General features: G+C 72.2%; 21 protein-coding genes. 5 read left to right on the plus strand and 16 right to left on the minus strand.

Annotated elements, in window-relative coordinates:
- The first annotated feature begins 82 nt into the window (after positions 1 to 82).
- The 3 genes from metG to MFF21_RS11450 are packed head-to-tail and all read left to right on the plus strand — an operon-like array spanning position 83 to position 3,307.
- Positions 83 to 1,645, plus strand: coding sequence for a methionine--tRNA ligase (gene metG, locus MFF21_RS11440; protein WP_238311298.1), 1,563 nt, complete (start codon positions 83 to 85; stop codon positions 1,643 to 1,645).
- 35 nt (positions 1,646 to 1,680) lie between these two features.
- Positions 1,681 to 2,472, plus strand: coding sequence for a TatD family hydrolase (locus MFF21_RS11445; protein WP_238311299.1), 792 nt, complete (start codon positions 1,681 to 1,683; stop codon positions 2,470 to 2,472).
- A gap of 31 nt (positions 2,473 to 2,503) precedes the next feature.
- Entirely contained in the window at positions 2,504 to 3,307 is an 804-nt protein-coding gene (locus MFF21_RS11450) for an MBL fold metallo-hydrolase (protein WP_238311300.1), read from the plus strand.
- Positions 3,308 to 3,324: 17 nt separating this feature from the next.
- Here the strand turns inward: MFF21_RS11450 and MFF21_RS11455 are convergent, their stop codons facing one another.
- From MFF21_RS11455 to MFF21_RS11520, 14 genes are all read right to left on the minus strand, one after another.
- The gene (locus MFF21_RS11455; RefSeq protein WP_238311301.1) at positions 3,325 to 4,011 is read right to left on the minus strand and encodes a response regulator transcription factor; all 687 of its coding nucleotides are present in this window, start codon (positions 4,009 to 4,011) and stop codon (positions 3,325 to 3,327) included.
- A complete protein-coding gene (locus MFF21_RS11460) occupies positions 4,008 to 4,502 on the minus strand; it encodes an MxaH protein (RefSeq protein ID WP_238311302.1) in 495 nt (164 codons plus the stop codon). Before MFF21_RS11460 ends, MFF21_RS11455 begins: the two co-directional genes overlap by 4 nt.
- The gene (locus MFF21_RS11465) at positions 4,499 to 5,458 is read right to left on the minus strand and encodes a YncE family protein (RefSeq protein ID WP_238311303.1); all 960 of its coding nucleotides are present in this window, start codon (positions 5,456 to 5,458) and stop codon (positions 4,499 to 4,501) included. Before MFF21_RS11465 ends, MFF21_RS11460 begins: the two co-directional genes overlap by 4 nt.
- A gap of 14 nt (positions 5,459 to 5,472) precedes the next feature.
- Positions 5,473 to 6,006: an SRPBCC family protein gene (locus tag MFF21_RS11470; protein WP_238311304.1), complete on the minus strand. Its 534-nt coding sequence runs from the start codon at positions 6,004 to 6,006 to the stop codon at positions 5,473 to 5,475.
- Between the two features lie 2 nt (positions 6,007 to 6,008).
- Entirely contained in the window at positions 6,009 to 7,022 is a 1,014-nt protein-coding gene (locus MFF21_RS11475) for a vWA domain-containing protein (RefSeq protein WP_238311305.1), read from the minus strand.
- Positions 7,019 to 7,642: an MxaK protein gene (locus tag MFF21_RS11480; protein ID WP_238311306.1), complete on the minus strand. Its 624-nt coding sequence runs from the start codon at positions 7,640 to 7,642 to the stop codon at positions 7,019 to 7,021. The genes MFF21_RS11475 and MFF21_RS11480 overlap by 4 nt, the downstream gene beginning before the upstream one ends.
- Entirely contained in the window at positions 7,639 to 8,697 is a 1,059-nt protein-coding gene (locus MFF21_RS11485; RefSeq protein WP_238311492.1) for a vWA domain-containing protein, read from the minus strand. Before MFF21_RS11485 ends, MFF21_RS11480 begins: the two co-directional genes overlap by 4 nt.
- 5 nt (positions 8,698 to 8,702) lie before the next feature.
- Positions 8,703 to 9,629, minus strand: a complete 927-nt coding sequence (locus MFF21_RS11490) for a nonribosomal peptide synthetase MxaA (protein ID WP_238311307.1) — start codon at positions 9,627 to 9,629, stop codon at positions 8,703 to 8,705.
- 2 nt (positions 9,630 to 9,631) lie between these two features.
- Positions 9,632 to 10,489, minus strand: a complete 858-nt coding sequence (locus tag MFF21_RS11495; protein ID WP_238311308.1) for a DUF58 domain-containing protein — start codon at positions 10,487 to 10,489, stop codon at positions 9,632 to 9,634.
- Positions 10,486 to 11,517: an AAA family ATPase gene (locus tag MFF21_RS11500; protein WP_238311309.1), complete on the minus strand. Its 1,032-nt coding sequence runs from the start codon at positions 11,515 to 11,517 to the stop codon at positions 10,486 to 10,488. Before MFF21_RS11500 ends, MFF21_RS11495 begins: the two co-directional genes overlap by 4 nt.
- Before the next feature lie 235 nt (positions 11,518 to 11,752).
- Positions 11,753 to 12,043 carry a methanol dehydrogenase [cytochrome c] subunit gene (locus MFF21_RS11505; RefSeq protein WP_238311310.1) on the minus strand — a complete coding sequence of 97 codons (291 nt, stop codon included), beginning with the start codon at positions 12,041 to 12,043 and terminating at the stop codon, positions 11,753 to 11,755.
- An 85-nt stretch (positions 12,044 to 12,128) separates the two neighbouring features.
- On the minus strand, positions 12,129 to 12,731 hold the full coding sequence (gene moxG, locus MFF21_RS11510; RefSeq protein ID WP_238311311.1) for a cytochrome c(L), periplasmic: 603 nt from the start codon (positions 12,729 to 12,731) through the stop codon (positions 12,129 to 12,131).
- A gap of 46 nt (positions 12,732 to 12,777) precedes the next feature.
- On the minus strand, positions 12,778 to 13,668 hold the full coding sequence (gene moxJ, locus MFF21_RS11515; protein ID WP_238311312.1) for a methanol oxidation system protein MoxJ: 891 nt from the start codon (positions 13,666 to 13,668) through the stop codon (positions 12,778 to 12,780).
- A gap of 130 nt (positions 13,669 to 13,798) precedes the next feature.
- A complete protein-coding gene (locus MFF21_RS11520) occupies positions 13,799 to 15,679 on the minus strand; it encodes a methanol/ethanol family PQQ-dependent dehydrogenase (RefSeq protein WP_238311313.1) in 1,881 nt (626 codons plus the stop codon).
- A 354-nt stretch (positions 15,680 to 16,033) separates the two neighbouring features.
- On the opposite strand from MFF21_RS11520, the gene MFF21_RS11525 reads away from it, so the two are divergent.
- Entirely contained in the window at positions 16,034 to 16,846 is an 813-nt protein-coding gene (locus tag MFF21_RS11525; protein ID WP_238311314.1) for a S1 family peptidase, read from the plus strand.
- A 31-nt stretch (positions 16,847 to 16,877) separates the two neighbouring features.
- Here MFF21_RS11525 and mdoH read toward each other — a convergent pair whose 3' ends face one another.
- The gene (mdoH, locus tag MFF21_RS11530) at positions 16,878 to 19,052 is read right to left on the minus strand and encodes a glucans biosynthesis glucosyltransferase MdoH (RefSeq protein ID WP_238311315.1); all 2,175 of its coding nucleotides are present in this window, start codon (positions 19,050 to 19,052) and stop codon (positions 16,878 to 16,880) included.
- A 55-nt stretch (positions 19,053 to 19,107) separates the two neighbouring features.
- Positions 19,108 to 20,730, minus strand: coding sequence for an OpgD/OpgG family glucan biosynthesis protein (locus MFF21_RS11535; RefSeq protein WP_238311316.1), 1,623 nt, complete (start codon positions 20,728 to 20,730; stop codon positions 19,108 to 19,110).
- Positions 20,731 to 20,938: 208 nt separating this feature from the next.
- Between MFF21_RS11535 and glmU the strand changes: the two genes are divergently transcribed.
- The gene (glmU, locus tag MFF21_RS11540) at positions 20,939 to 22,321 is read left to right on the plus strand and encodes a bifunctional UDP-N-acetylglucosamine diphosphorylase/glucosamine-1-phosphate N-acetyltransferase GlmU (RefSeq protein WP_238311317.1); all 1,383 of its coding nucleotides are present in this window, start codon (positions 20,939 to 20,941) and stop codon (positions 22,319 to 22,321) included.
- The last annotated feature ends 90 nt before the right edge of the window (positions 22,322 to 22,411 follow it).

Genomic DNA, 22,411 nt, shown 5'->3' on the forward strand with positions numbered 1-22,411 from the left:
GGACGCCCGGGCCGCTTGTCTCGGTTGCGTCCCGGCGCCGGCCGCGCGACAAGGCGCGACGAAGATCCGGAGAGCGGCAGACGTGAGCCAGAGCGAAGGCAAAACCTTCAGCATCACCACGGCGATTTCCTATCCCAACGGCGCGCCGCATATCGGGCACGCCTACGAGGTGATCGCCACCGACGCCATCGCCCGCTTCAAGCGGCTCGACGGCTACGCGGTGCTGTTCTCCACGGGCACCGACGAGCACGGGCTCAAGATCCAGCAGACCGCCTCCCGGGCCGGGGTGAGCCCGCGCGCCTTCGTCGACGGCATGGCCGCTCGGTTCAAGGCGGTGGCCGACGCGCTGAACTGCTCCTACGACCGCTTCATCCGCACCACGGAGCCCGAGCATTACGCCGCGGCCCAGGCGCTGTGGCGGCGCATGGAGGCGAATGGCGACATCTACCTCGCCAAATATGCCGGCTGGTACTCGGTGCGCGACGAGGCCTATTACGACGAGGCCGAGACGGTGGTCGGTCCCGACGGCCAGCGCCGCTCGATCAAGACCGACACGCCGGTCGAGTGGATGGAGGAGGAGAACTATCTCTTCCGCCTCTCCGCCTATCAGGACCGCCTGCTCAAGCTCTACGCGGAGCAGCCGGGCTTCCTCGGCCCCGACACCCGGATGAACGAGGTCGCGAGCTTCGTGCGCTCGGGGCTGAAGGACCTCTCCGTCAGCCGCACCACCTTCGACTGGGGCGTGCCCGTGCCGGAGCATCCCGGCCACGTCATGTATGTCTGGGTCGACGCCCTCACCAACTACCTGACGGTGACGGGCTTCCCGGACGCGGCGGATGCGCGCAACAGGTTCTGGCCGACGGACCTGCACGTCATCGGCAAGGACATCGTGCGCTTCCACGCGGTCTACTGGCCGGCCTTCCTGATGTCGGCGGGGCTGCCCCTGCCCAAGCGCGTCTTCGGCCACGGCTTCCTGCTCTCCCGGGGCGAGAAGATGTCGAAGTCGCTCGGCAACGTGGTCGATCCCCTCGACCTCGTCGCCACCTACGGCGTCGATGCCGTGCGCTACTTCGTGCTGCGCGAGGTGCCCTTCGGCGGCGACGGCAGCTACAGCCACGAGGCGATCATCAACCGCATCAACGCGGATCTCGCCAACGACCTGGGCAACCTCGCCCAGCGCTCCCTGTCGATGATCGCGAAGAACTGCGCCGCGGCGGTGCCGGAGCCGGGCGCCTTCACCGCGGCCGACGAGGCCATCCTCGGGGCCGCGGCGGCGCTGCCGGACAAGGCGCGGGCGTTGATGGGCGACCTCGCCCTCCACGCGATCCTCGCCGAGATCTGGGCGGTGGTGGCCGAGACCAACCGCTACTTCGCCGCCGAGGAGCCGTGGAAGCTCAAGAAGAGCGATCCCGCCCGCATGAACACGGTGCTCTACGTCACCGCCGAGACCCTGCGCCGGGTCGCGCTCCTGGTGCAGCCCTTCGTGCCGAGCGCGGGCGCCGCGCTCCTCGACCTGCTCGCCGTCCCGGTCGACCGGCGGCTCTTCGCCCATGTCGATCCGGCCCACCGCTTGCAGGCGGGAACCGCCCTGCCGGCGCCGAGCCCGATCTTCCCCCGTTTCGAGAAGCCGGACGCGGCCGCCTGAGCCGCCCCTTCCTTCCGAGGACCGTCACGCCTTCCATGCTGGTCGACAGCCACTGCCATCTCGATTTCCCCGAATTCGCCGAGGACATGCCCGGCGTGATCGCCCGGGCGCAGGCCGCCGGGGTGACGCGCATGGTCACGATCTCGACCCGGGTCGCCAAGGCCGACACCTACCGGGCCATCGCCGAGGCGCATCCGGCCGTCTGGTACACGGTGGGCACCCATCCCCAGGGCGCGGGCGAGGAGCCCGACGTCCCGGCCGAGGCCATCGCCGCGCTCACCGACCATCCCCGCTGCATCGGCATCGGCGAGGCGGGGCTCGACTACCATTACGAGGACGCCGCGCCGGAGGCGGTGCAGGAGCGGGTGCTGCGCGCCCATATCGAGGCCGCCCGCACGACCGGTCTGCCCCTGGTGATCCATTCCCGCGACGCCGACGAGCACATGGAGGCGGTGCTGCGCGACGAGATGGGCCGGGGCGCCTTCAAGGCGGTGCTGCACTGCTTCTCCTCCGGCGCGCGACTGGCGGCGGTCGGGGTCGAGCTCGGCCTGTTCGTCTCCTTCTCCGGCATCGTCACCTTCCGGCGCTCGACGGCCCTGCGCGACATCGCCCGGGCCGTGCCGCGGGACCGGCTGCTGGTGGAGACCGACGCGCCCTTCCTCGCCCCGGAGCCGCATCGCGGCCGGCGCTGCGAGCCGGCCTACACCGCCGACACCGCCCGCTCGCTCGCCGAGACCCTGGACCTGCCGTTCGCGGATCTCGCCGCCCTGACCACCGCCAATTTCCACCGCCTGTTCGACAAGGCCGCCCGCTCGGAGGCGGCATGAACCGGCGGGCCTCGACCGGAACGGAGCCGCGATGGCGCGCCTGAACCTGCGCATCCTCGGCTGCGGCTCCTCAGGCGGGGTGCCGCGGGTCGGCTACGGCTGGGGCGCCTGCGACCCGGCCGATCCCCGCAACCGCCGCCGGCGCTGCTCGCTGCTGGTGGAGCGGGAGGAGGGCGCGCGCAGGACGCGGCTCCTCGTCGACACCTCGCCGGACCTGCGCGAGCAGCTCCTGGAGGCGGAGGTGAAGCGGCTCGACGCCGTGCTCTACACCCACGCCCATGCCGACCACACCCACGGCATCGACGACCTGCGCCCCCTCGTCATCGACATGCGACAGCGCATCCCCGTCTATGCGGACGCGCATACCCGCGCCCTGCTCCTGGCCCGGTTCGGCTACGCCTTCGAGACGCCGCCGGGCTCGGCCTATCCCCCGATCCTCGACCTGCACGACCTCGCCGAGGAGGCCGTGCTCGCCGTCGACGGGGAGGGCGGCCCGGTCGAGGCCCTGCCCTTCCGGATGGAGCACGGCAACGAGGCGGCCTTCGGCTTCCGCTTCGGCCCGGTCGCCTACGCGCCGGACGTGAGCCTGATGCCGGAAGCGGCGGTCGACCGCCTGCGCGACCTCGACCTGCTCATCATCGACGCCCTGCGCGAGACGCCGCATCCGACGCATTACTCGGTCTCGGACGCCCTCGCCCTGATCGAGGCGGTGAAGCCCCGCCGGGCGATCCTCACCAACCTGCACACCGACCTCGACTACGCGACGCTGGCGCGCAAGCTGCCGCCCGGCGTGGTGCCGGCCTATGACGGGATGGCGGTGAGCGTGGAACTCTAGGCGGAGGCGGCTCCGCCTCAGGCGATGGTGCCCGCCCGGCTGACGGCGATGCGGATCAGGGCGGCCCGGGATTCGGCGCCGAGCTTCCGGCGCATGCTGGAGCTCGCATTGATCACCGTCCGGTAGCTCACCGAGAGGGCATTGGCGATCGCCTCGTAGGACTTGCCCTGGCTCAGGAGCGACAGGACCTGCAGCTCGCGGGCGCTCAGGGTGGCGAGCGGGGCGGGGCGCACGCTCCGGTTCAGCATGGCGACGTCGGTGGCGAGCGCGTGGGGCAGGTAGCCCCGGCCCAGGCCGACCGCCGCGACCGCCTCCAGGACCGTTTCGCTCCCCGCATCCTTGAGCACGAAGCCGAGGGCGCCGCTCTCCAGGGCGCGCGAGACCACGACCGGATCGGCGTGCATGCTGAAGACCAGGATCCGGGTCTCCGGCTCCAGGGCCTTGATCCGGCGGATCAGGGAGAGGCCGGACAGGCCGCCGTCGCGGAAGCTCAGATCGGCGACCACGAGGCCGGGCCGGTGCCGGTGGAACAGGCGGTAGGCCGAGACGATGTCGGCAGCCTCGAACACGCGGGCCATGCCCGCCTCCTCGGCGAGGCGGCGCAGCCCCTGCAGCACGATCGGGTGATCGTCCACGACGAGGACCGCCTCCGGCCGGATCGGCGGCGCGGCGGGGCGCCGGGCGCTGGGGCGGCCGGGCGTCATCGCCGCTCCCGCTCGGCGAGGCGGGCCAGGGCCGTGTCGTGGTCGGCGCCCTGGGCCCGGGTGTTGTAGTAGTGCTGGCACATCTCGCCGTAGAGGCTCTTGTGGCGCCCGCGCTCGGCGGCGATCCGGCCCAGGCCCTGGAGCAGGACGAGATAGGGCTCGGGCTTGCCGATCTCGGAGAGCATCTGCCCGAGCTGCACCGTGCGGTTGGCGATCATGCGCGTGTCTTCCACGAAGCCGCCGCGCGCCTGCGCGAGGGCCTCGCGCATCGCCGTCACCTCCGCCGCATCCCCCGGCAGGGGATGGCCCGCCGCACGGCCGGCGAGCCAGCGCGCCGGTTCCGTCCCGTCCGTCTGCCCGAGCCAGTCCGGCAGGTCCTTCTCCGCGGTCGTGGCGACCACGGCCTGGTCCTCGCCGCGGGAGGCCTGCTCCTCGCCGCGGTCGCAGGCGCCGAGCAGCAGCAGCGCGCCGAGCGCGGCAACGGCCTTCATCGCGTCCCCCCCTCCGATACAGTCCCCGCGGCGACGGCGAGGCTGCGCGGCCCCTCGGCCACCGGCAGGCGCGCGACCGGCTTCAGCGTGGCGAGATCGATCACGGAGACGTCGTCGGAGAACCAGTTGGCGACATAAGCCCGGCCGTCCGAAATGGCGATGCCCTCCGGGTAGCGGCCGACGCCGACCGTCGCCGCGACGCGGAGCGTCCCGGCATCGAGCACCGTGACGGTGCCGGCATGCTGGTTCGTCACCAGCACCCGCGCCCCGTCCGGGCTCACCGCGACGCCGTAGGGCATGCCGCCGGCGGGCACGGTCGCGCGCGCCGTGAGCGTCCCGGTGTCGATCACCGTGAGGTCGTTGCTGCGCACGTTGCCGACATAGAGCCGGCCCTCGTCCGGGCTGAGCGCCAGGGCGAAGGGCGCCTCGCCCACGGGGATCGTCGCGACCCGCACCATCCGGGCGGCGTCGAACACGCTGACCTGCAGGCTCTCCCGGTCCGCCACGAAGAGCCGGCCGGCGCGGTCGAGGACGAGATGGGCCGGGTCCCGGCCGGTCTCGGCCGAGGCCTCGACCCGGCCATCCGCCGCCGCGATCCGGTCGACGCGGTGGCCGGACCAGTCGGCGACGAAGAGGTGGCGCCCGTCCGCGCCGGCCGCGAGCCCGAAGGCCTGGCCGGCATAGGGCAGGCGGCGCAGCACCCGGCCCGTGGCGGCCTCGGCCACGGTGATCGCGTGGCCGTCCGGGTGGGTGAGGAAGACCAGCCCGCCGCCCGCCGCGACCGTGGCCGGCGCCGCCGGGACCGACACGGCGGGGACCGAGGCTCGGCCGGCCACCGCCGCCGCCTCGATCCGCGAGAGCTGCCCCGCCTGCTGGCTCGCGACGAAGACCGTGCCGGCCCGGGCGGGCAGGCCGGCGGCGGCGAGACAGAGGATGGCGAGGGCGGGACGGATCATGGGGAAGGGGCCTCCTACTTGCCCTCCACCGCCGCCTTCAGGCCCTTGAGCCCGTCGGCGAAATACGCGTTCATCGCCGTGCGGCCGGCCTCGTCGCTCAGCTCCTCCGGCGGCTCGTTGCCGGTGTCGCCGCGGTAGAAGCGGCCGAGCCACTCGACCTTGGCACCGTCACCCTCGGGCGAGACCGTGATCGTCGCGGAATAGGAGGAGACGGGCAGCGCCTTCAGGTCCGGATCGGACATCCGGTAGGAATAGGTGCGCGCCTCCGCCTTCCACTCGTCGAGGCCCTCCGTGAGGACGCCGCCGTTCTTGAGGGTCACGGTGCGGACCGCGCCTTCGCCGTTGCCGCCGGTGCCCTCGGCCTTGGCCACGTCCGGATGCCATCGGCCGATGCCCGCGAAGTCGCCCACCACCTTCCAGACGGCCTCCGGCTTCGCCTGGATCGTGACCGACTGGACGATCTTCTGCGGCGTCGGGCCATGGGCGAGCGCCACGCTCGCGACCAGCGCGAGCGCCGAGGCGGACAGCGCGACGAAGGGGAAACGCATGATCACATCCTGCTTGCGGTGAGGGGGGAGGCGGGCCGCAGCGCGCGCAGCGGCCCCGCGAGGAAGGTGGCGAGGACCAGGGCAAGGGCCGCGGTGCCGAGGAAGGGGCGCAGGTCGAGCCGGCCGGGCAGGGGGCGCGGGGTCGCGGCGGCGGCGAGCGGCGCGGCGAGGCCGCCCGGGCCGTCGAGATGCGCATAGGCAAGGCCGGTCTGGGCCGCGAGGGCCTTCAGATGCGCCTCGCGCACGGAGGAGAGATGCTCGGTGCCCCGGGCCGCGGCGGCGCCGAAGGGGGCGTTGCGCGGGTTGTAGCCCTCCCGGGATTCCGCATCCGCCGGCGGCGGCCCGAAGCGGTTCTCCTGCTGCACGTCGGTCTCGGCGTAGAAGCCGGTCTCGCGCCCGCGGTCGTTGTATTTTGGGATCGGGGACAAGGCGTAGCCGCCCGCCCCGACGATCAGGCCGCGCACCGCGCCCGGCTTGCCCTCGAAGGGGGGCAGGTCCGTGGAGGGCGGGGGCGGCGTCTCCTGCCCGTCGCTGACGAAGAGGAGATCCGTGCCGAGCTCGCCCGCCATGGCGACCGCCCGGTGCAGGCCCGCCGCCACGCGGCTGTCGCCCTCCCAGGCCATGCGCCAGTCGAGGGCGGCCAGGGCCCCGTCCAGGGGCGCGAAATCGGCGCAGACCTCGATGGGCGTGAACAGCAGGAAGGGCCGGCGCTCCGTGAACAGCCCCAGGGCGAGGCGCGAGCCGCAGGGCAGGTCGGCCACGAGCCGGCGCAGGGCGGCCTTGGCGGTGTCGAGGCGGCTCACCGGCTTGCCACCTTCCGTATAGTCGCGCACGTTCATGCTGCCGGTGATGTCGACCACGGCCAGCACCGCGACGCCGGAGCGCGTGAGCGGCAGGGGCGGCACGAAGGCCGCGAGCAGCGTCAGCAGCAGGGCCGCCCCCAGTGCCTGCAGGCGGCGGTCGCACAGATTGCGCGCGAGGGGCAGGTCGCGGAGCAGGCTCCCCGGTCGCGTCATGGCCCACCCCGCGGCTGGCCGGGGATGTCCGTCCAGATCTGCTTGGGCTCGGCCTTCATCTCGTCGCCGAAGGTGCGGTCGAATTCGGGGAAGTCGCGGATCAGGCGCGAGGCCACGTCGAAATTGAACTTCGCGTCCCAGAAATCGGGCTTGGCCTGGAGCGCCCGGCGGTAATCCTGGCGGGCCAGGGTCACCTGGGGGCCGGCCTTGTCGAGCTCGCTGCGCTCGATCAGCCGGAAGGCCTCCCGGATCCGGGCATTGGCGACGCTGTAGCGGGCGCGGGCGGCCTGCTCCGGGCTGCCCCTGCGGTCGAGGCTTTCGAGAAGCGGCTCGGCCTCGTCCAGCCGGTCGCGCCGAGCCAGGAACTTGACCCGCGCGACGAGGAGGGGTCCGGGCGCATCGGGGGCGACGGCGACCTCCCGCCCCGCCTCCAGGGCGCCGATGGCCGCGTTGGTGCGCGCCGCGCTCCAGGCGGAGAGCGCGGAGAGGATGGCGAGGGCCAGAAGCAGGATCGGCAGCAGCACGAGCAGGTGCGGGCGGCCCGCGCGCCAAGCGCGGCGGATCTCCGCGCCGAGGCGGGCGCCCAGGCCGGGGGCGGGCGCGCGGGTCGAGGCGGTCATGCGGCTTGCCTCCGCGGGAGGGCGTCCTGCGCCGGGGCCGCGGCGGCCCGGGCGGGCGCGGCGCGGACGAGATCGGCCTCCGCGAGCTTGGCGAGCACCAGGAGGAGGAGCCCGAAGGCGGAGAGGCCGTAGGCGAAGGGGGTGAGGTCCCGGCGGGGCCGCTCCTCGGTATAGGGGATGGGATCGCGCTCCAGCGCCTCGATCTGGCGGACCGCGTTCGCCACCGCCTCCGCCCCCTCCGCCTCGAAGGCGCGATAGGGGATGCCGAGGCTCTTGAAGAACAGGTCGAGATGGCGCTCGGGCGCCGCCTGCGGCGTGTCCTCCCCCGCCGGCTTGTCGTAGATCGAGGGGGAGCCCTTGGTGCGCAGGAACAGCCAGTAGAGGTTCGGCCGGACCTTGGCGAACTGCGCCCGCAGCTGGTCCTGGATGCGCGGGTCGATCACCGCCGCCCCGTCCGAGACGAGGAGGAGGGCGCGGGACACGCCCGGCGCGTTCGCTCCGAACTGCGCCAGGGCCAGCCCCAGGCCTCGGGCGACGTTGGTGTAGTCGAGCCCCGGCCGGTCGATCGCCGCGATGGCCGCGCGCACGGCCTCGTGCCGGTCGGTCATCGGCACGACGAGCATCGGCGCGGTGGAGAACGCCGTGACCGCGAACTGATCGTGGGCGCGGTCCCCGACGAAGTCGCCGAGGATGCGCCGGGAGGCCATCGCCTTCGATTCCTCGGCGCCCGAGGGCTGACGGCCGGCGAAGGTCTCGTTCATGCTGCCGGAGCGGTCGATCAGCATCGAGATCTGGGCGCCGATGCCGATCCGGGTCACCCGCTCCCCCGCCCGGTAGGGACCGGACAGCGCCAGGATCAGGCCGCCGATGGCGAGGAGGCCGGCCAGCGTCAGCACCGCGCGCAGGGCGGAGGAGAGCGGATCCTCGGGCGCGGCGGAGATCGCGGAGATCGCCATGCGGCGGTTGGCGGAGAGCGCCAGCGGCAGCAGGGCGAGGGGCAGCAGCCAGAGCCACAGGGGCGTGACGACCCCGAGGGGGGGCAGGAGGGCGGCCATCGCGCTCACGCGCTCCGCTCGATGGCGGACAGCCGTCCGAGCAGGGCCTCGATGTCGGGCAGCGGCAGGGCGCGGCTCGCGGCCGCCGTCTCGCGGCCGAAGAAGACGAGGCGCGACGCCGCGAAGAACGTCGCCAGGGCCGCGGCCTGCGCCCGGAAGGCCGGGTGCCGGGCGAGGAAGCCCGGCAGGTCGTCGGCGAGCAGGCGCGCGCCGTTGGTCTCGTCGAGGCCGCGATGCAGGGCGAGCAGAGCCTCGCGATACAGGGCCTCGCCCTGCGCCCTGGGCCGGGCCTGGCGCAGGGCCTTGCGGGCACGGGCGAAGGGCCGGCCGCGTCGCCGCCCGAAGATCCACCAGGCCCGGTCCCGGGCGAGCACGAGGCCGGCCAGGGCGGCGAGGGCGGTCAGCCCCAGGGCGGTCGCCGCCGCGGGCTGCGGGTCGAGGCGCGGGGTGCGGCCGTCCGGGCGCAGGTATTCGGCCGCGTCGTCGTGGCGCTCCGGCTGCACCTCGCGCAGGGCCGAGACGCCGAGCTTCCAGCCCGGGATCGGGGCGACGGCGCTGGTGAGGCCGTCCGATCCCCGGCTCTCCACCGCGACGGAGAAGCCCGGCACCTCGAGGGTGCGGGTGTCGAGGGCGGCGTAGAACGTCTGATAGGTCAGGTGCAGGCGCACCAGGGTCGAGCCGTCGGCCGCGCGCTGCTCGTCGGCGGCGATCGCCCGCAGGTCGAGCCAATAGGCGACCGGGCCGGGCTTCGGCAGGGAGGGCCGCTGCAGGGTGAAGCCCGGATCGAGGCGGATCTCGGCCTGGACCGGGACGAGGTCGCCGAGGAAATAGCCGAAGGCGCGGGGCGTGCGCAGCTCGACGCCGCGGATCTGGGCGGCGGCGGGCAGGGCGGCGAGGGCGAGCAGCAGGGCGGCGGAGAGGAGGGCGCGCATCGTCACGTCGCCATCAGGTGCCGGCTCAGCGCCTCCGCGTCGAAGCGGTCGGCGAGGCGGAAGGGGGGGCGGGCGAAGGGAGCGCAGAGCCGGCGCAGGGTCTCGATCCGGTCCGCCTCCCGGGCGAGCCAGCGGCGGCGCAGGGAGGGCCGCAGGAAGACGAGGCGGCGCCCGGCGCCCTCGAGATCCTCGAGCTCGACGAGGCCGAAGGCCGGCAGCGCCGTGTCCTCGGCCGCATCGGCGAGCAAGACCGGCGTCACGTCGTGCAGCGCCAGCGCGGCGAAGACCTGCCCGATCAGCGCCTGCGGCCAGCGGAAATCCGAGACGAGGAAGATCAGCTTCGGCCGCCCGGCCAAGCGCCGGGCCGCCTCCAGCAGGCCCTCCGCGCTCGACCCGGCGCAGCGCGCGGCCCCGATCCGGCCGGCCGCGGCGAGGGCCGCCGCACGGTGGCGGGTAGCGGGCAGGAACAGGTCCTCCCGCAGGGCGCCGTCGCAGCCGATCAGGCCAAAGCCGTCGCCGATGCGGGTGGCGGAACGGGCGAGCCCGGCGCAGAGCGCGGCGGCGAGGCCGAGGCGGTCGGCGCGGCCGCGGAAGCGCATCGAGGCGGAGAGGTCGACCAGGGCATAGGTCTCGACGGGGTTGCGCGCCTCGAAGCGGCGCACGAACACGCCCTCGAACGGGTCCCGCAGGGAGGCGCGCAGGTCGATGCGCCGGGCATCCGGCAGGCGCAGGAAGGGCACCTGATCGCGGAAGGTGCCGAGCCCCCCGGCATCGCGCCCCCGATGGGCGCCGATCCTCTGGCCGCCGGGCCGCCAGCGCGGCAGATAGACGATGTCGGCCCCGTCCTCCTCCGCGCTCACGGGGCGGGCACCGTCTCGAACACCGCCCGGATGAGCTCGGGCACGATGGCCGAGCGCCGCATCTCGTAGACCGGCTCCAGGAAGACGCGGTGGGCCATCACCTCGGGGAAGACGGCGCGGACATCCTCCGGCACCAGCCAGTCCCGGCCCTCCAGCCAGGCGCGGACGCGGGCGGCGCGGACGAGGAAGGCGACGCCGCGGGGGGAGGCTCCGCCCTGGATCAAGCGGTCCATGTCGATGCCCGAGAGGCGGATGCCCGCGGCTCCGGGGCGGACCAGCGCGTCCCAGAGGCCGCCGACGTAAGCCTCGATGGCCGGCTCCGCCCGGACCGCGTGCTGGATCGCGCTGGCGATGGCGCCGATGCGCGCATGGTCGAGCACCCCGGCCTCGACCGCCCCGATCAGCCGGTCGGTGTCGTGGAAGCGCGGATCGAACACGAGGGCGCGGCGGGCCTGCGCGTCCCGGGGCGCCTCCATGCCGATCTCCATCAGGAAGCGGTCGCGGGCGGCCGCCGGCAGCTCGAAGGTCTCCTCGCGCTCGACGCGGTTGCGGTCGGCGAAGACCTGGAGATGGGGGAAACGGTATTCGCGGTTGAAGGCGGTGACGCTGCGCTCGGCCATCAGGCGCAGGAGCAGGGCGTGGACCTGGGGCCGGGCCCGGTTGATCTCGTTGAAGAAGAAGACCGACAGGTCCTCCGATCGGCGCAGCACCGGGCCGGGCTCGACCCGCGGGCGCCCGTCCTCGCCGAGAAAGGTGTGGTAGATGAGGTCCGTCGGCATCATGTCGACGGTGCCCTCGACGCGCTCGTAGGCGCCCCCCAGCCCCCGGGCCACCGCCCGCAGCAGGGTGGTCTTGCCGACGCCGACATCGCCTTCGAGCATGGCGTGCCCGCGGGCGAAGATCGCGATGGTGACGAGGCGGATCGCCTTCTCCTGGCCGACCACCGCCTTGGCGATCGCGCCCTCGAAGCGCGCGGCGGCCTGCCGCCAGTCGGTGAGCATCGCGTCGCCGGGGCGCAGGGTGTTCATTCGCCGGACGGGCCTTGCAATGATGGGTCTCGTTGAGGGCGCGAGCGCAACCACGGCGCCGCGCTGTCCCTCGCCCCGAGGGGGGAGGGCGGCCCCGAAGGGGGTCCGGGAGAGGGGCGCCCGGCGTCGGGTGCCCGCATCGCGTCGAGGGCGGGCGCCGCGTTCGGGGCGCTCGCTCCCCTCTCCCGCCCCGCCTCCGCGGAGCCCCTCCCCCGGGAAGGGGGGAGGGCCGAGCTTAGTTCGACGAGATCTTGTTCACGTCGTATTCGAACTTGCCGTTCTTCTTGAAAGCCTCGACGCGCTTCTTGTTGCGCTCTTCCATCGCCTTGATGGACTCGGACTGCTTGTTCAGCTCCTTGGGGTCGTGCTTGGGATCGTACTTCGAGCCGGCGATCTTCTCCGGGAAGCCGGGCTTGGGCTCCCAGCAATTGCCGGCGGCCTTGCACTTGGTGCCGTCATAGGCGGCGGCGGGAAGGGCGATCACGGCACCGGCGAGGGCCGCGGCGGCAAGCAGATAGGTCTTCATGGTTTCCTCTCCGTCTCTCGATTGCGCGAGCGGTTCCTCCGCCCCTTGACCGCGCCCAGGAGGGCACGACCCCTTCCCCGGCGGATCACTCCTCCAGCGGCTTGCACTGGCCCTGGGCGTCCTTCGGGATGACCTCGCCCTGCTTGTAGGGCTTGTAGTTCTTCTTCTGCTCGTCATTGAGCCAGACGGCGTCCTGCACCGGCCCGGTGTAGAGATGCCGGATCCAGCTGATGACCTGCAGCATCTCGTCGGGGGTCAGGTTCTCGTTGTGCGGGCCCATCATGCCGTTGGCGCCGCCGAAGATCGTCGAGAACAGGCCGGTATCCTGGGTGTTGCTCGGATAGGTCCAGTAATTGTCGTTGAGGCCCGGGCCGAGCTTGCCCTCCGCGAGATGGCCGTGACAGCCCGAGCAGGAGGTGGCGAACAGACTCTCGCCGTTCCGCAGGCAGGACTTGTCGTCGATGTAGCTGTTCACGCCGGTCTCGAAGAACTTCTTCACCGCCGGGGTGTCGCGACCGCCTTCCTTGCCCTGGGACACGTCGAGCTGCTCGCCGGTCACCGTGTTGCGGAACACGACGCCCGTCTGCGGCGCCGATTGCGGCTGGGCCCGCGCGGGCAGGCTCACCGCGGCGAACCCCGCGCCGAGCAGGGCGGCGAGGGCGGTCGCGTTCATTTTCTTCTTCGTCATCGTGCTGTTCGTCTTCCTCATCACGGCATCGGATCCGGCCGGTATTTCAGTTGGAGGCGGCGAGCACCGGCACGCCCTCCTGCTTCAGGATCGCGTCGATGCGGGGCTTGGCCTTGGCGAGGGCCGCGTCGAGCTCGGCCTTGAGCGCGGTGTCGTCCCGGCGCACGCCCATGGACTGGTCGAAGCTCTGCGGCATCTTCTGGCCGTCGCTGCGGGTGGTGTCGTCGGGCACCGGCGTCATGCGCAGGGGCGTGGACGAATCCCGCACGTAGCGGGCGACGTCGGGGGCGAAGGCCACGGCGACGTCGGCCTTGCCGCCCACCACCTCGCTCACCATCCGGGCCGGATCGATCTGGGTGTACTGGTTGCGCGGGGCCCGGAAGTTCACGAGCGAGTAGAGGTAGGCCATGTCCTCCTCGTAGCGCCCGATATCCTTGAGCATCGCCTCGCCGGGGGTGCCGAAGCCGACCACCATGTGGTCGACCTGCTTGAGGCGCGGATCGGCCCAGGACTTCACGTCGAGGTCCTTGTCGGCGCGGGTGAGGAAGACGTAGCCGGAGCGGTAATAGGGCCTGGTGGTGAGCACCCGCGGGTCGTCGGAATCGAGCCCGACCACGACGTCGCAGGCCTTCTTCTCCAGCCCGTCCCGGACGAGGTAGATCGCGGGCTTGCCCAGCCAGACGAAGTCCGGCTTGCGGCCCATGGCCTCGGCCACGGCGGTGGCGATGCGGTTCTCGAGGCCGGAACCGTCCTTGAGCGAGAGCGGCGGCTGCTCGGCGGCACAGATGCGCAGGCGGCCCGGATCGGCCTTCGTCCCCTGGGCATTCTCGGCGGCCTTCGGCTCCTGGGACCAGGCCGCCGGCGCCCACAGGCAGGCCAGGGCGGTCAGGGCAGCGGCCGAGGCGGCCGCGCGGCGGCGTCCGTTGACGAGCGACATCTCGGGTTTCCTCTGGGATTTCTTCGGTCTTGGCGCGGGGCCCGGGCATGGCGTGCCCGTCTCGGCTTCTCTCGCGCGGGGCAGGCGAGGCCTCCCCCTCCGGAGGAGGGAGAGGCCGGCGCGTTGGTCCTTACTTGGAGGCCGACTTCCACTCGCCGACATTCGGGTCGTCGTAGGGACCCTTGCCGTCGAGGGAGAAGACGATCACGCCGCCACCCTGCTGGGTGTAGTTGGCGAGCTTCTTGAAGGCGCCCACCGCGCCGAGACCGGCGGTCGGGTCGGCGAGGTCGAACACCAGGCCCACGCCCGGCCAGCCGCCGACGCCGTAATAGATGGCGACGTACTGCGTGCCCTTGTGGGTGTAGGTCATCGGATAGCCGATGGCGCCCGACGGGATCTTGAACTTCCAGAGGAGGTCGCCCGTGTCGGAGTCGCGCGCCTTCAGGTAGCCGTCGAGCGTGCCGTAGAAGACCAGGTCGCCGGCGGTGGCGAGGGTTCCGCCCCACACCGCGAAGCGCTCCATCTTCTCCCACTTATAGCTGCCGGTGATCGCGTTGTACGCCTTGATCTGGCCGAGACCTTCGTAGTTCTGACGGTCGCCCTTCGGGCCCGGATACATGTTCAGCGTGGCGCCCACGAAGAACTGACCCGCCCGGTAGGGCAGCATGAAGGGCTCCCAATCCATGCAGATGTGGTTGATGCCCATGAAGAAGAGCTCACGCTTCGGATCGTACGAATCGTGGCCCTGGTTGTGGTAGCCCATCGCGGAGGGGCAGACGTCCTTGGCGAGGTGGTCCATCCGGGTGCCGTATTCCGGATCGCGCACCGGCTGGCCGGTCTTCAGGTCGACCGTCTTGAACACGTTGACCGTGTCGTCGAGCTTGTTGGCCGAGACCAGCGCGCCGTCGGTGCGGTCGAGGGTGTAGACGATGCCGTTGCGGTCCGGATGGGTCAGCAGCTTGCGGGTCTTGCCGTCCTTGTCCTTCTGCTCGGAGAGCATCATGACGTTGACGCCGGCATAGTCCCACTCGTCGTGCGGGGTCTTCTGGTAGCCGAACTTGGCCTCGCCGGTGTCGGCGTCGCGGCCGAAGATCGTCATCGTCCACTTGTTGTCGCCGGGACGCATGGTCTCGTTCCACGGCGCCGGGTTGCCGGTGCCGAAATAGATCAGGTTCGTGCCCGGATCGTAGGCGTACCAGCCCCAGTTGGTGCCGCCGCCGATCTTCCAGGCGTCGCCCTCCCAGGTCGCGGTGCCCAGGCCCTTCTGGCCGTAATGGGCGTTCTTGACGTTGAAGTCGTCGGCCAGCAGCAGGTCCTTGTCCGGGCCGGTGGCGTAGGCGCGCCAGACCTGGCCGCCGGTCTTCACGTCGTAGGCGGTCAGGTAGCCGCGCACGCCGAGCTCGGCGCCCGAGGAGCCGATGATGACCTTGTCCTTGACGACGTAGGGGGCGATGGTGAGCGTCGAGCCGACCTTGATGTCGGAATTCTCGACCTTCCACACGGTCTCGCCGGTCTCGGCGTTGAGCGCCACGACGTGGCCGTCGAGCTGGGTCTTGAGGATCAGGGCCGGGGTCTTGCCGTCGCCCGGCCAGTAGGCGAGGCCGCGATTGACGAGGTCGCAGCAGGCGACCGCGCGGGCGGCCGGGTTCTGCTTCGGCTTGTCCTGCCACAGGATGTGGCCCGGATCGTCGAGGTCGAGGGCGAAGGTGTTGTTCGGGAACGAGGTGTGGACGTACATCTTGCCGTCCACGACCAGCGGAGCGCCCTCGTGGCCGTTGAGCAGGCCGGTGGAGAAGGTCCAGGCCGGCCGGAGCTGCTTCACGTTGCTCTTGTTGACCTGCTTGAGCTCGCTGTAGTTGTTCGAGTCGTAGTTCTTGCCGGGCATGACCCAGTTGTCGTCGCTCTTCGAGAGCTCGACGAGCTTGTCATTGGCGTAGGCCACGCTCGACAGCGCGGCGGGCGCGAGCGCCAGCATCGCCAATGCCGAGACCGATGTCACAAACCTGCTCATCCTGCGTCTCCTCGCTTGACCGCCACGCCTTTCGGCCTCGCGGTACCTCTTGAGCTATTCCCTCTGAGGTTCAGGGTTCGCCACGAAGTCCATTCCTCGACCGAGCAGAAAATCTAAGAACAATCTTAGATAAACTCTGTCTTATGAAAGACTTATTAGCACCCCGTCGCCTATCGTTTCTAGGCGTTGATTGAAGGAGATGTCTTTACCCGGTCAGACATTTCTTGCTGGGAAGATGTGGCATTTCTAAATTGGCGATCTTCTCGTATCCCTCCGGCTTGACCGCGACGAAGGCCCGGCGCACCACTAGGCGCAACGGGCGCGCAGCGGCCCGAGACATCGGGAGGAGCAGTGATGGCGCGAGGCTGGCATGGCCTGGCGGCGGGGTTGGCGCTCGCGCTCTGCGCCGCGGGCGCGCGGGACGTCGGCGAGACCGGCGCCCTCTATCCCCGCGACGGCCGGCGCGACCTCACCGGCAGCGACCGCGCCCGCTTCCCCGGGGCCGGCGTGCTCTGGTGCCGCCGGCCGGACGGCGTGCCGCAGAAGGCGGCGGCGGCCTGGCTGATCGGCGCCCCCTCCCTGGTCATGCTCAACGCGCACAATTTCCGGAACCGGCAGCTGGAGACGACCCGCTCGGTGGCCGATTGCTACTTCCAGATCGACGGCCGCAACTACGATTTCGTGGCCGAGAGCCTGCGCCTCGGCGCGGCCCGGGACGCCCAGCGCCTGCACATCACCGACGACTGGGCGCTGCTCAGGCTCGCCCAGCCGGCCCAGGCCCCGCACCAGCCGCTGCCCGAGGCGCCCCCCGACCTGCCGGTGGGGGACATCACGCTCCCCGTGACCATGGTCTCCCCCGGCGGCCACGAGAACTATCGCGGCCCGAGCAGCCTCGAGGCCTGCGCGATCCGGCGGATCGACCCGCCGACGGAGGGGGGCACCCGCCGCGCCCGGCACGATTGCAACGACGGCTACGGCGGCTCGGGCTCGGGGCTGTTCGACGAGGCCGGGCGGCTCGTCGCCATGCAGAGCGCCTCGCTCTCCATGAATTCGCGGCACGCCTTCGACATCGAGTTCCATTACGGCTCCGCCCTCCTGATCGAGGGGGCGTTGCGCGAGGCCCTGCGGCAGGCGCTGAAGGAGGGGCGGGCGGACCCGGCCCCGTGAGCCTCAGCCCATCAGTCTCAGGCCCCTGGCCTCAGGCCGGGCGCAGGCGCTGGAGCCGGTCGAGCAGGGCGCGGTCGTGGAGCAGCGCCATGCGCTCCTTCGGCTGCAGCCAGGCGCTGGCCTCGCCGATGGTCTCCGCCTCCACCACCTTGGCCTGGGCGAGCGCCCGGTCGGGATCGATCGCCCCGCGGGGCCGGCTCGGGGAAGGCGGCAGCATGGCGGCGTGGTCCGCGGCGAGCGCCGGGTCGGCATGGAGGGCGACGAGGGGATCGGCGTCGTCGAGCCCGGCCTCGGCGTTGCGGGCGGCGAGCTCCCCGGCCCGCGTGGCGATGGCGGGCGGGTCGCGCTCCTCCGGCGTCATCAGCAGGCCCCGGCGCTTGAGGGCGAGGCCCCAGGCGAGCTGGCCGCTCGCCCAGGAGAGCGGGATCGCCAGGACGAGGCCGAGGATGGTGGGCGACATCCAGAGGAACAGCGAGGTGGCGATGGCGAAGGCCGCCACCCCCGTCACCAGGCCGAGGATGGTGTGCCAGCGGTGGCGGGCGACGATGGCCGAGAAGGGGATCGAGCCGTCGTCGCGCCGCTGCGGGTTCCAGCCGGTGTCGCGGCCGGCCAGGATCTGGAAGACCGAGCCCGACTGGATCAGCATGGCGATGGGCGCGATCAGGGCCGAGAGCAGGATCTCGATCGCGAAGGAGAGGATGAGCCGCCCCGCCCCGCCGCAGGCCCGGCGCGTGGGGCCGTCGGCGAGGGCGAGCACCAGGCCGAGGCCCTTCGGCGCGAGCAGGATGCCCATGGTGAGCCCGAACAGCTGGAGCGCGCGCACGGGGTCGAACCGGGGGAAGACCGGGTAGAGGCCGAACTCGGCGGAGAAGTATTCGGGCCGCACCCAGGCCGTCTGCAGGACGAGGGCGATACCGATGACGAGCTGGGCCAGCCAGAGCGGGGAGGCGAGGTAGCCGGCGATGCCGGTGGCGAAGTGCTGGCGGGAGGCCAGGGCCAGCCCGGCCGCGCCGATGATGCGGGAATGCTGCAGGTTGCCCTGCGCCCAGCGCCGGTCGCGCACGGCGAGGTCGATCAGCGAGGGCGGGCTCTCCTCGTAGGAGCCCGGGAGCCGGGGCAGCATGTACACCGCCCAGCCGGCCCGGCGGATCAGGGCCGCCTCCACGAAATCGTGGCTGAGCACGTGGCCGCCGAAGGGAGGGCGGCCCTTCAGGTCGGGCAGGCCGCAGGCCTCGGCGAAGGCCCGCGTGCGGATGATGGCGTTGTGGCCCCAGTAATTGCCGTCCCGGCCCGACCAGATCGCCAGCCCCGTGGCGATGACCGGCCCGTAGATGCGGGCGGCGAATTGCTGGACCCGGGCGAACAGGGTGTTGCGGTTGATGATGAGCGGCAGGCTCTGGATGATGCCCGCATCCGGATCCGCCTCCATGGCCGCGGCCAGGGTCACGATGCACGCGCCCGAGAGCAGGCTGTCGGCGTCGAGGACCAGCATGTGGTCGTAGGCGCCCCCCCAGCGGGTGACGAAGTCGCCGATATTGCCCGCCTTGCGGTGATGGTTCTTCGGGCGGTGGCGATAATAGAGCCGCGCCCCGGGGCCGATCGCCCCGCGCAGGGCGAGGAAGGCCCGCTCCTCGGCGATCCAGGCCTCGGGCTGGGTGGAATCGGAGAGCACGAACCAGTCGAAGGCCGCCCCCTGGCCCGTGGCCTCCACCGCCTCGCGCATCGCCTGCACGGCGGCGAAGGTGCGCGCGGTGGCCTCGTTGTAGACTGGCATGATCACCGCGGTGCGGGTCGTCAGCGCCGCCGCCGCGGGCGCCTCCTTCGGCCGGCGCAGGAGCGCGAGGAAGCCGAGGATCGCCCCCGTGAAGGCCAGCGCGATCCAGGAGAAGTTGAGGGTGAAGAGCACGAGCAGCAGGTACTGCAGGGCGGTGGCGCCCCCCGAGACCGAGATCACCTCGTACATCTGCAGGGCGCCGTAGACGGTCAGCAGCCCGGCCCCGCCGAAGACGAAGAGGCGCGCCGCGACGGGGGAGCGCGGCGGGCGGGCGGGCCGGTGGGCGCCGCTCCCGTCCCAGCGCGCGAGATCCTGCACCGGCATGGCGAGCGGGGCCTCGTCCGGCATCGCCGGGGGGAAGGCGCGGGCCGGGGCGGGCTCGGAAACGGGGCGGTCGGTGACCGCGGCGTCGAGGGTCAGGGTTTCGGCCATCGGCGATCCGGCGGTGAGGGCAGGGGAGGCGGCGGGTGGGTCGGCGCGTGTCGGGTCAGGGCGTCCAGCGGTAGAGCCAGGTCTCGGTGATCTGGCGCCCGGCCGTCTTCAGGGCGAGGCGCAATTCGCAGGCCGGCGCCCCGGACGGCTCCATCTCGAAGGCGACGCGCACGGTGCGGCGCTCGGGATAGGGATAGAGCGTCTGGCGCACGATCTTGCCGGGGCTGGCGAGCAGCACCGTCTCCAGATCGGGCATCTGCCCACCGGGACCGGAGAACAGGGCGTCGCCGGAAAAGTCGACCAGGAAGAGCCGGCGCGCCTCCGTCGAGCCGCGGCCGCTGCGGGTGCCCGTCACCGCGGCGACGGGGAGGGGATCGGCGAGCCGCCAGCACCAGGTCTGGCGGTAGCTGAAGCTCGCCTCGCGCTTGGCGGGCACCTTCGCCTTGGGCCGCCAATAGGCGAGGATGTTCTCGTTGAGCTCGGAATCGCTCGGGATCTCGAGAAGCGTCACCGCGCCCTCGCCCCAGAGCCCGTCGACGCCGGAGGCCCCGAGGGGCTCGATCCAGAGCGAAGGCCGCCATTCCCAGTGCTGCACGTCGTCCTGGAAGGCGGCGTAGTCGCGGGCGCGCTGCATCAGGCCGAAGCCCTTGGGCTCGGAATCGAGGAAGGAGGAGATCTGCAGGGATTGCGGGTTGTGGACCGGGCGCCAGATCGCCTCGCCGCCGCCGTTGCGGATCTGCAGGCCGCCGGCGGCATAGGCGCCGGCCCGGGCGTCGTCCGTGCCGCGGCTGTCATGCGGCCCGAACAGGTAGCTCGCCTGCATGCCGGCGAGCCCGAGATGGTCGATCTCGGCCCGGGTGACGATGGTGCCCTCGATATCGGCGAGGGAGGCCTCGCCCGGCCGCAGGGTCAGGCGCAGGGCCCCGGCCGCCGATTCGGAATCGATCAGCGCGTGCACGATCAGGGGGCCGCCCACGACCGGCTTCTCGATGAAGAAGGCCCGCCAGCGGGGAAACTCCTCGCCGCGGCTGTCGGCCGGGCGCAGGGCGAGGGCCCGCGCATTGATGCCGAAGCCCTGCCCGCGGGCGAGCAGCCGGAAGAACGAGGCCCCCTGGAACACCGCGAAGTCGGAGAGCTCGGCCGTGCCGAACCGCGCCTTCACCTTGAAGCCGGAGAAGCCCGGATCCTGCTTGCCCGGCTCGGGCAGGGTGACGCCCGCGGCCTCGAAGCGCTCGCGGGTATAGGCGACGGGGCGCAGGGTCCCGTCCTCGATGAGATAGAGCGCGACCTTGTCGGTGTAGACGAAGCCGCGATGCAGGGGCTCCAGGGCGAAGCCGAGCTCCGCGTCGTGCCAGATCGCCGTGTTGGGGGCGGCGCGGATGCCCGCATATTGCTCGCGGCTCAGGGTCTTGAGCCCTTCGGGCAAATCGTCGGCATTGGGCTTGGCGAAGGCCTGCCCCGCCAGCGTGCGGGCGAGGTCGCGCAGGGTCGTGTCGGTGAAGGGCGTGCCGGCGGCGGGCAGGGCGAAGCCCTCCGCCTCCGCCGCGGCGCCGGGCAGCAGGGCGGCGCCGGCCGCGACGGCGGCACCGGCGAGGAGGTCGCGACGGCGGAAGGCGCCGGAACTGGGGCGCGGGGCCGGGTGCGGGGCATCCTGGCGGCGGTCGAGCGGAAGCGTCATGCCCTCGTCGAAAGGTTCCAGAGTTGGTTGCGGTGCAAGACGTATCACGGGAACGCCTGAACCCCAGGTTAAGGTTGCTTTTTTGTCATCACCGCGGCCTGCAAAGTGTCATCGCTGCGGGCGCGCCGGCCGCCGGTTTCGCGGATGCGGCACGATCGGCTAAACGCTGCCGGAGGGCCTGGAAAGGGCTGCAGGACGGATCGGGCGGATGACGGGGCGCGTAGAGGACACGGCCGGGCGCGGCTTCACCGCGGTGGTGCTCGCCGCTGGCAAGGGCACGCGGATGCGCTCTGCCCTGCCGAAGGTGCTCCACGCCATCGCCGGGCGCAGCCTGCTCGGCCACGTGCTCGCCGCGGTCCAGGAGGCGGGCGCCGCCCGGGTCGCCGTCGTGGTGGAGCCGGGCCAGGAGGCGGTCGCCCGGGAGGTCGCGGCGATGGCCCCGGGCGCCAGCGTCCATCCGCAGGCCGAGCGGCTCGGCACCGCCCATGCCGTGCTCGCCGCCCGCGAGGCCCTGGAGGGGCAGGCGGCGGACGTGATCGTCGCCTTCGGCGACACCCCCCTCGTCACCCCGGAGACCTTCGCCCGGCTGCGGGCGCCCCTGACCCGGGGCGCCGGCATCGCCGTGCTCGCTTTCGAGGCCGCCGACCCCAAGGGCTACGGGCGGGTGCTCACCCGGGACGGCCGCGTCACCGCGATCCGCGAGGAGAAGGACGCTTCGGAGGCGGAGCGGGCGGTGCGGCTGAGCAATGCCGGGCTGATGGCGCTCTCCGGCGCCCATGCCCTGTCCCTGCTCACCCGGATCGGCAACGACAACGCGGCGGGCGAGTACTACCTCACCGACGCCGTGGCGCTCGCCGTCGCGGAGGGGCTCCCCGTGGTCGTGGTGCCGGTGGACGAAGCGGAGGCGCAGGGCGTCAACGACCGCGTCCAGCTCTCCGTGGCGGAGGCCGCGATCCAGGCGCGCCTGCGCCGGGCGGCCCAGCTCGGCGGCGCCACCCTGGTCGCTCCCGAAACGGTCTTCCTGAGTGCCGACACGGTGCTCGGCCGCGACGTGGTGGTGGAGCCACATTGCGTGTTCGGCCCCGGCGTGGTGATCGGCGACGGCTGCACCATCCGCGCCTTCTCCCATCTGCACGATGCCCGCCTGGAGGAGGGGGTCGATATCGGCCCGCATGTGCGCCTGCGCGGGGGCGCCGTGCTGAAGGCGGGCGTGCATCTCGGCAACTTCGTCGAGATCAAGAACGCGGTGCTGCAGGCGGGCGCCAAGGCCGCGCATCTCACCTATCTCGGCGATTCCGAGGTGGGGGCGGGCGCCAATATCGGCGCGGGCACCATCACCTGCAATTACGACGGGGTGAGCAAGCACCGCACGGTGATCGGGGCGGGGGCCTTCATCGGCTCGAACTCGGCCCTCGTCGCCCCCGTCACGGTCGGGGCCGGCGCCCTGATCGGGGCGGGCTCGGTCATCACCAGCGACGTGGCCGACGGCGCCCTCGCCGTGGCCCGCGGCCGCCAGACCACGCTTCCCGGCGCGGGCGCCCGGCGCATGGCGAGCCTGCGCGCCGCCAAGGCGAAGGCCGCGAAGGGCTGAGCCGCGGCGGCGCGCAGGCTCCCTCTTCCGTAAGATTTATCAAAGGTCTGCGGAACGATCCTCATCTCGCATCCGAAGGCCGCCCCGGCT

This window comes from Methylobacterium organophilum, from assembly GCF_022179465.1.
Classification (GTDB): domain Bacteria; phylum Pseudomonadota; class Alphaproteobacteria; order Rhizobiales; family Beijerinckiaceae; genus Methylobacterium; species Methylobacterium organophilum.

Coding starts and splice junctions, on each gene's coding strand:
- MFF21_RS11445 (WP_238311299.1), top strand. CDS start 1,681: ATGCTGGTCGACAGCCACTGCCATCTCGATTTCCCCGAATTCGCCGAG.
- MFF21_RS11450 (WP_238311300.1), top strand. CDS start 2,504: ATGGCGCGCCTGAACCTGCGCATCCTCGGCTGCGGCTCCTCAGGCGGG.
- MFF21_RS11455 (WP_238311301.1), bottom strand. CDS start 4,011: ATGACGCCCGGCCGCCCCAGCGCCCGGCGCCCCGCCGCGCCGCCGATC.
- MFF21_RS11460 (WP_238311302.1), bottom strand. CDS start 4,502: ATGAAGGCCGTTGCCGCGCTCGGCGCGCTGCTGCTGCTCGGCGCCTGC.
- MFF21_RS11465 (WP_238311303.1), bottom strand. CDS start 5,458: ATGATCCGTCCCGCCCTCGCCATCCTCTGTCTCGCCGCCGCCGGCCTG.
- MFF21_RS11470 (WP_238311304.1), bottom strand. CDS start 6,006: ATGCGTTTCCCCTTCGTCGCGCTGTCCGCCTCGGCGCTCGCGCTGGTC.
- MFF21_RS11475 (WP_238311305.1), bottom strand. CDS start 7,022: ATGACGCGACCGGGGAGCCTGCTCCGCGACCTGCCCCTCGCGCGCAAT.
- MFF21_RS11480 (WP_238311306.1), bottom strand. CDS start 7,642: ATGACCGCCTCGACCCGCGCGCCCGCCCCCGGCCTGGGCGCCCGCCTC.
- MFF21_RS11485 (WP_238311492.1), bottom strand. CDS start 8,697: ATGGCCGCCCTCCTGCCCCCCCTCGGGGTCGTCACGCCCCTGTGGCTC.
- MFF21_RS11490 (WP_238311307.1), bottom strand. CDS start 9,629: ATGCGCGCCCTCCTCTCCGCCGCCCTGCTGCTCGCCCTCGCCGCCCTG.
- MFF21_RS11500 (WP_238311309.1), bottom strand. CDS start 11,517: ATGAACACCCTGCGCCCCGGCGACGCGATGCTCACCGACTGGCGGCAG.
- MFF21_RS11505 (WP_238311310.1), bottom strand. CDS start 12,043: ATGAAGACCTATCTGCTTGCCGCCGCGGCCCTCGCCGGTGCCGTGATC.
- moxG (WP_238311311.1), bottom strand. CDS start 12,731: ATGACGAAGAAGAAAATGAACGCGACCGCCCTCGCCGCCCTGCTCGGC.
- moxJ (WP_238311312.1), bottom strand. CDS start 13,668: ATGTCGCTCGTCAACGGACGCCGCCGCGCGGCCGCCTCGGCCGCTGCC.
- MFF21_RS11520 (WP_238311313.1), bottom strand. CDS start 15,679: ATGAGCAGGTTTGTGACATCGGTCTCGGCATTGGCGATGCTGGCGCTC.
- MFF21_RS11525 (WP_238311314.1), top strand. CDS start 16,034: ATGGCGCGAGGCTGGCATGGCCTGGCGGCGGGGTTGGCGCTCGCGCTC.
- mdoH (WP_238311315.1), bottom strand. CDS start 19,052: ATGGCCGAAACCCTGACCCTCGACGCCGCGGTCACCGACCGCCCCGTT.
- MFF21_RS11535 (WP_238311316.1), bottom strand. CDS start 20,730: ATGACGCTTCCGCTCGACCGCCGCCAGGATGCCCCGCACCCGGCCCCG.
- glmU (WP_238311317.1), top strand. CDS start 20,939: ATGACGGGGCGCGTAGAGGACACGGCCGGGCGCGGCTTCACCGCGGTG.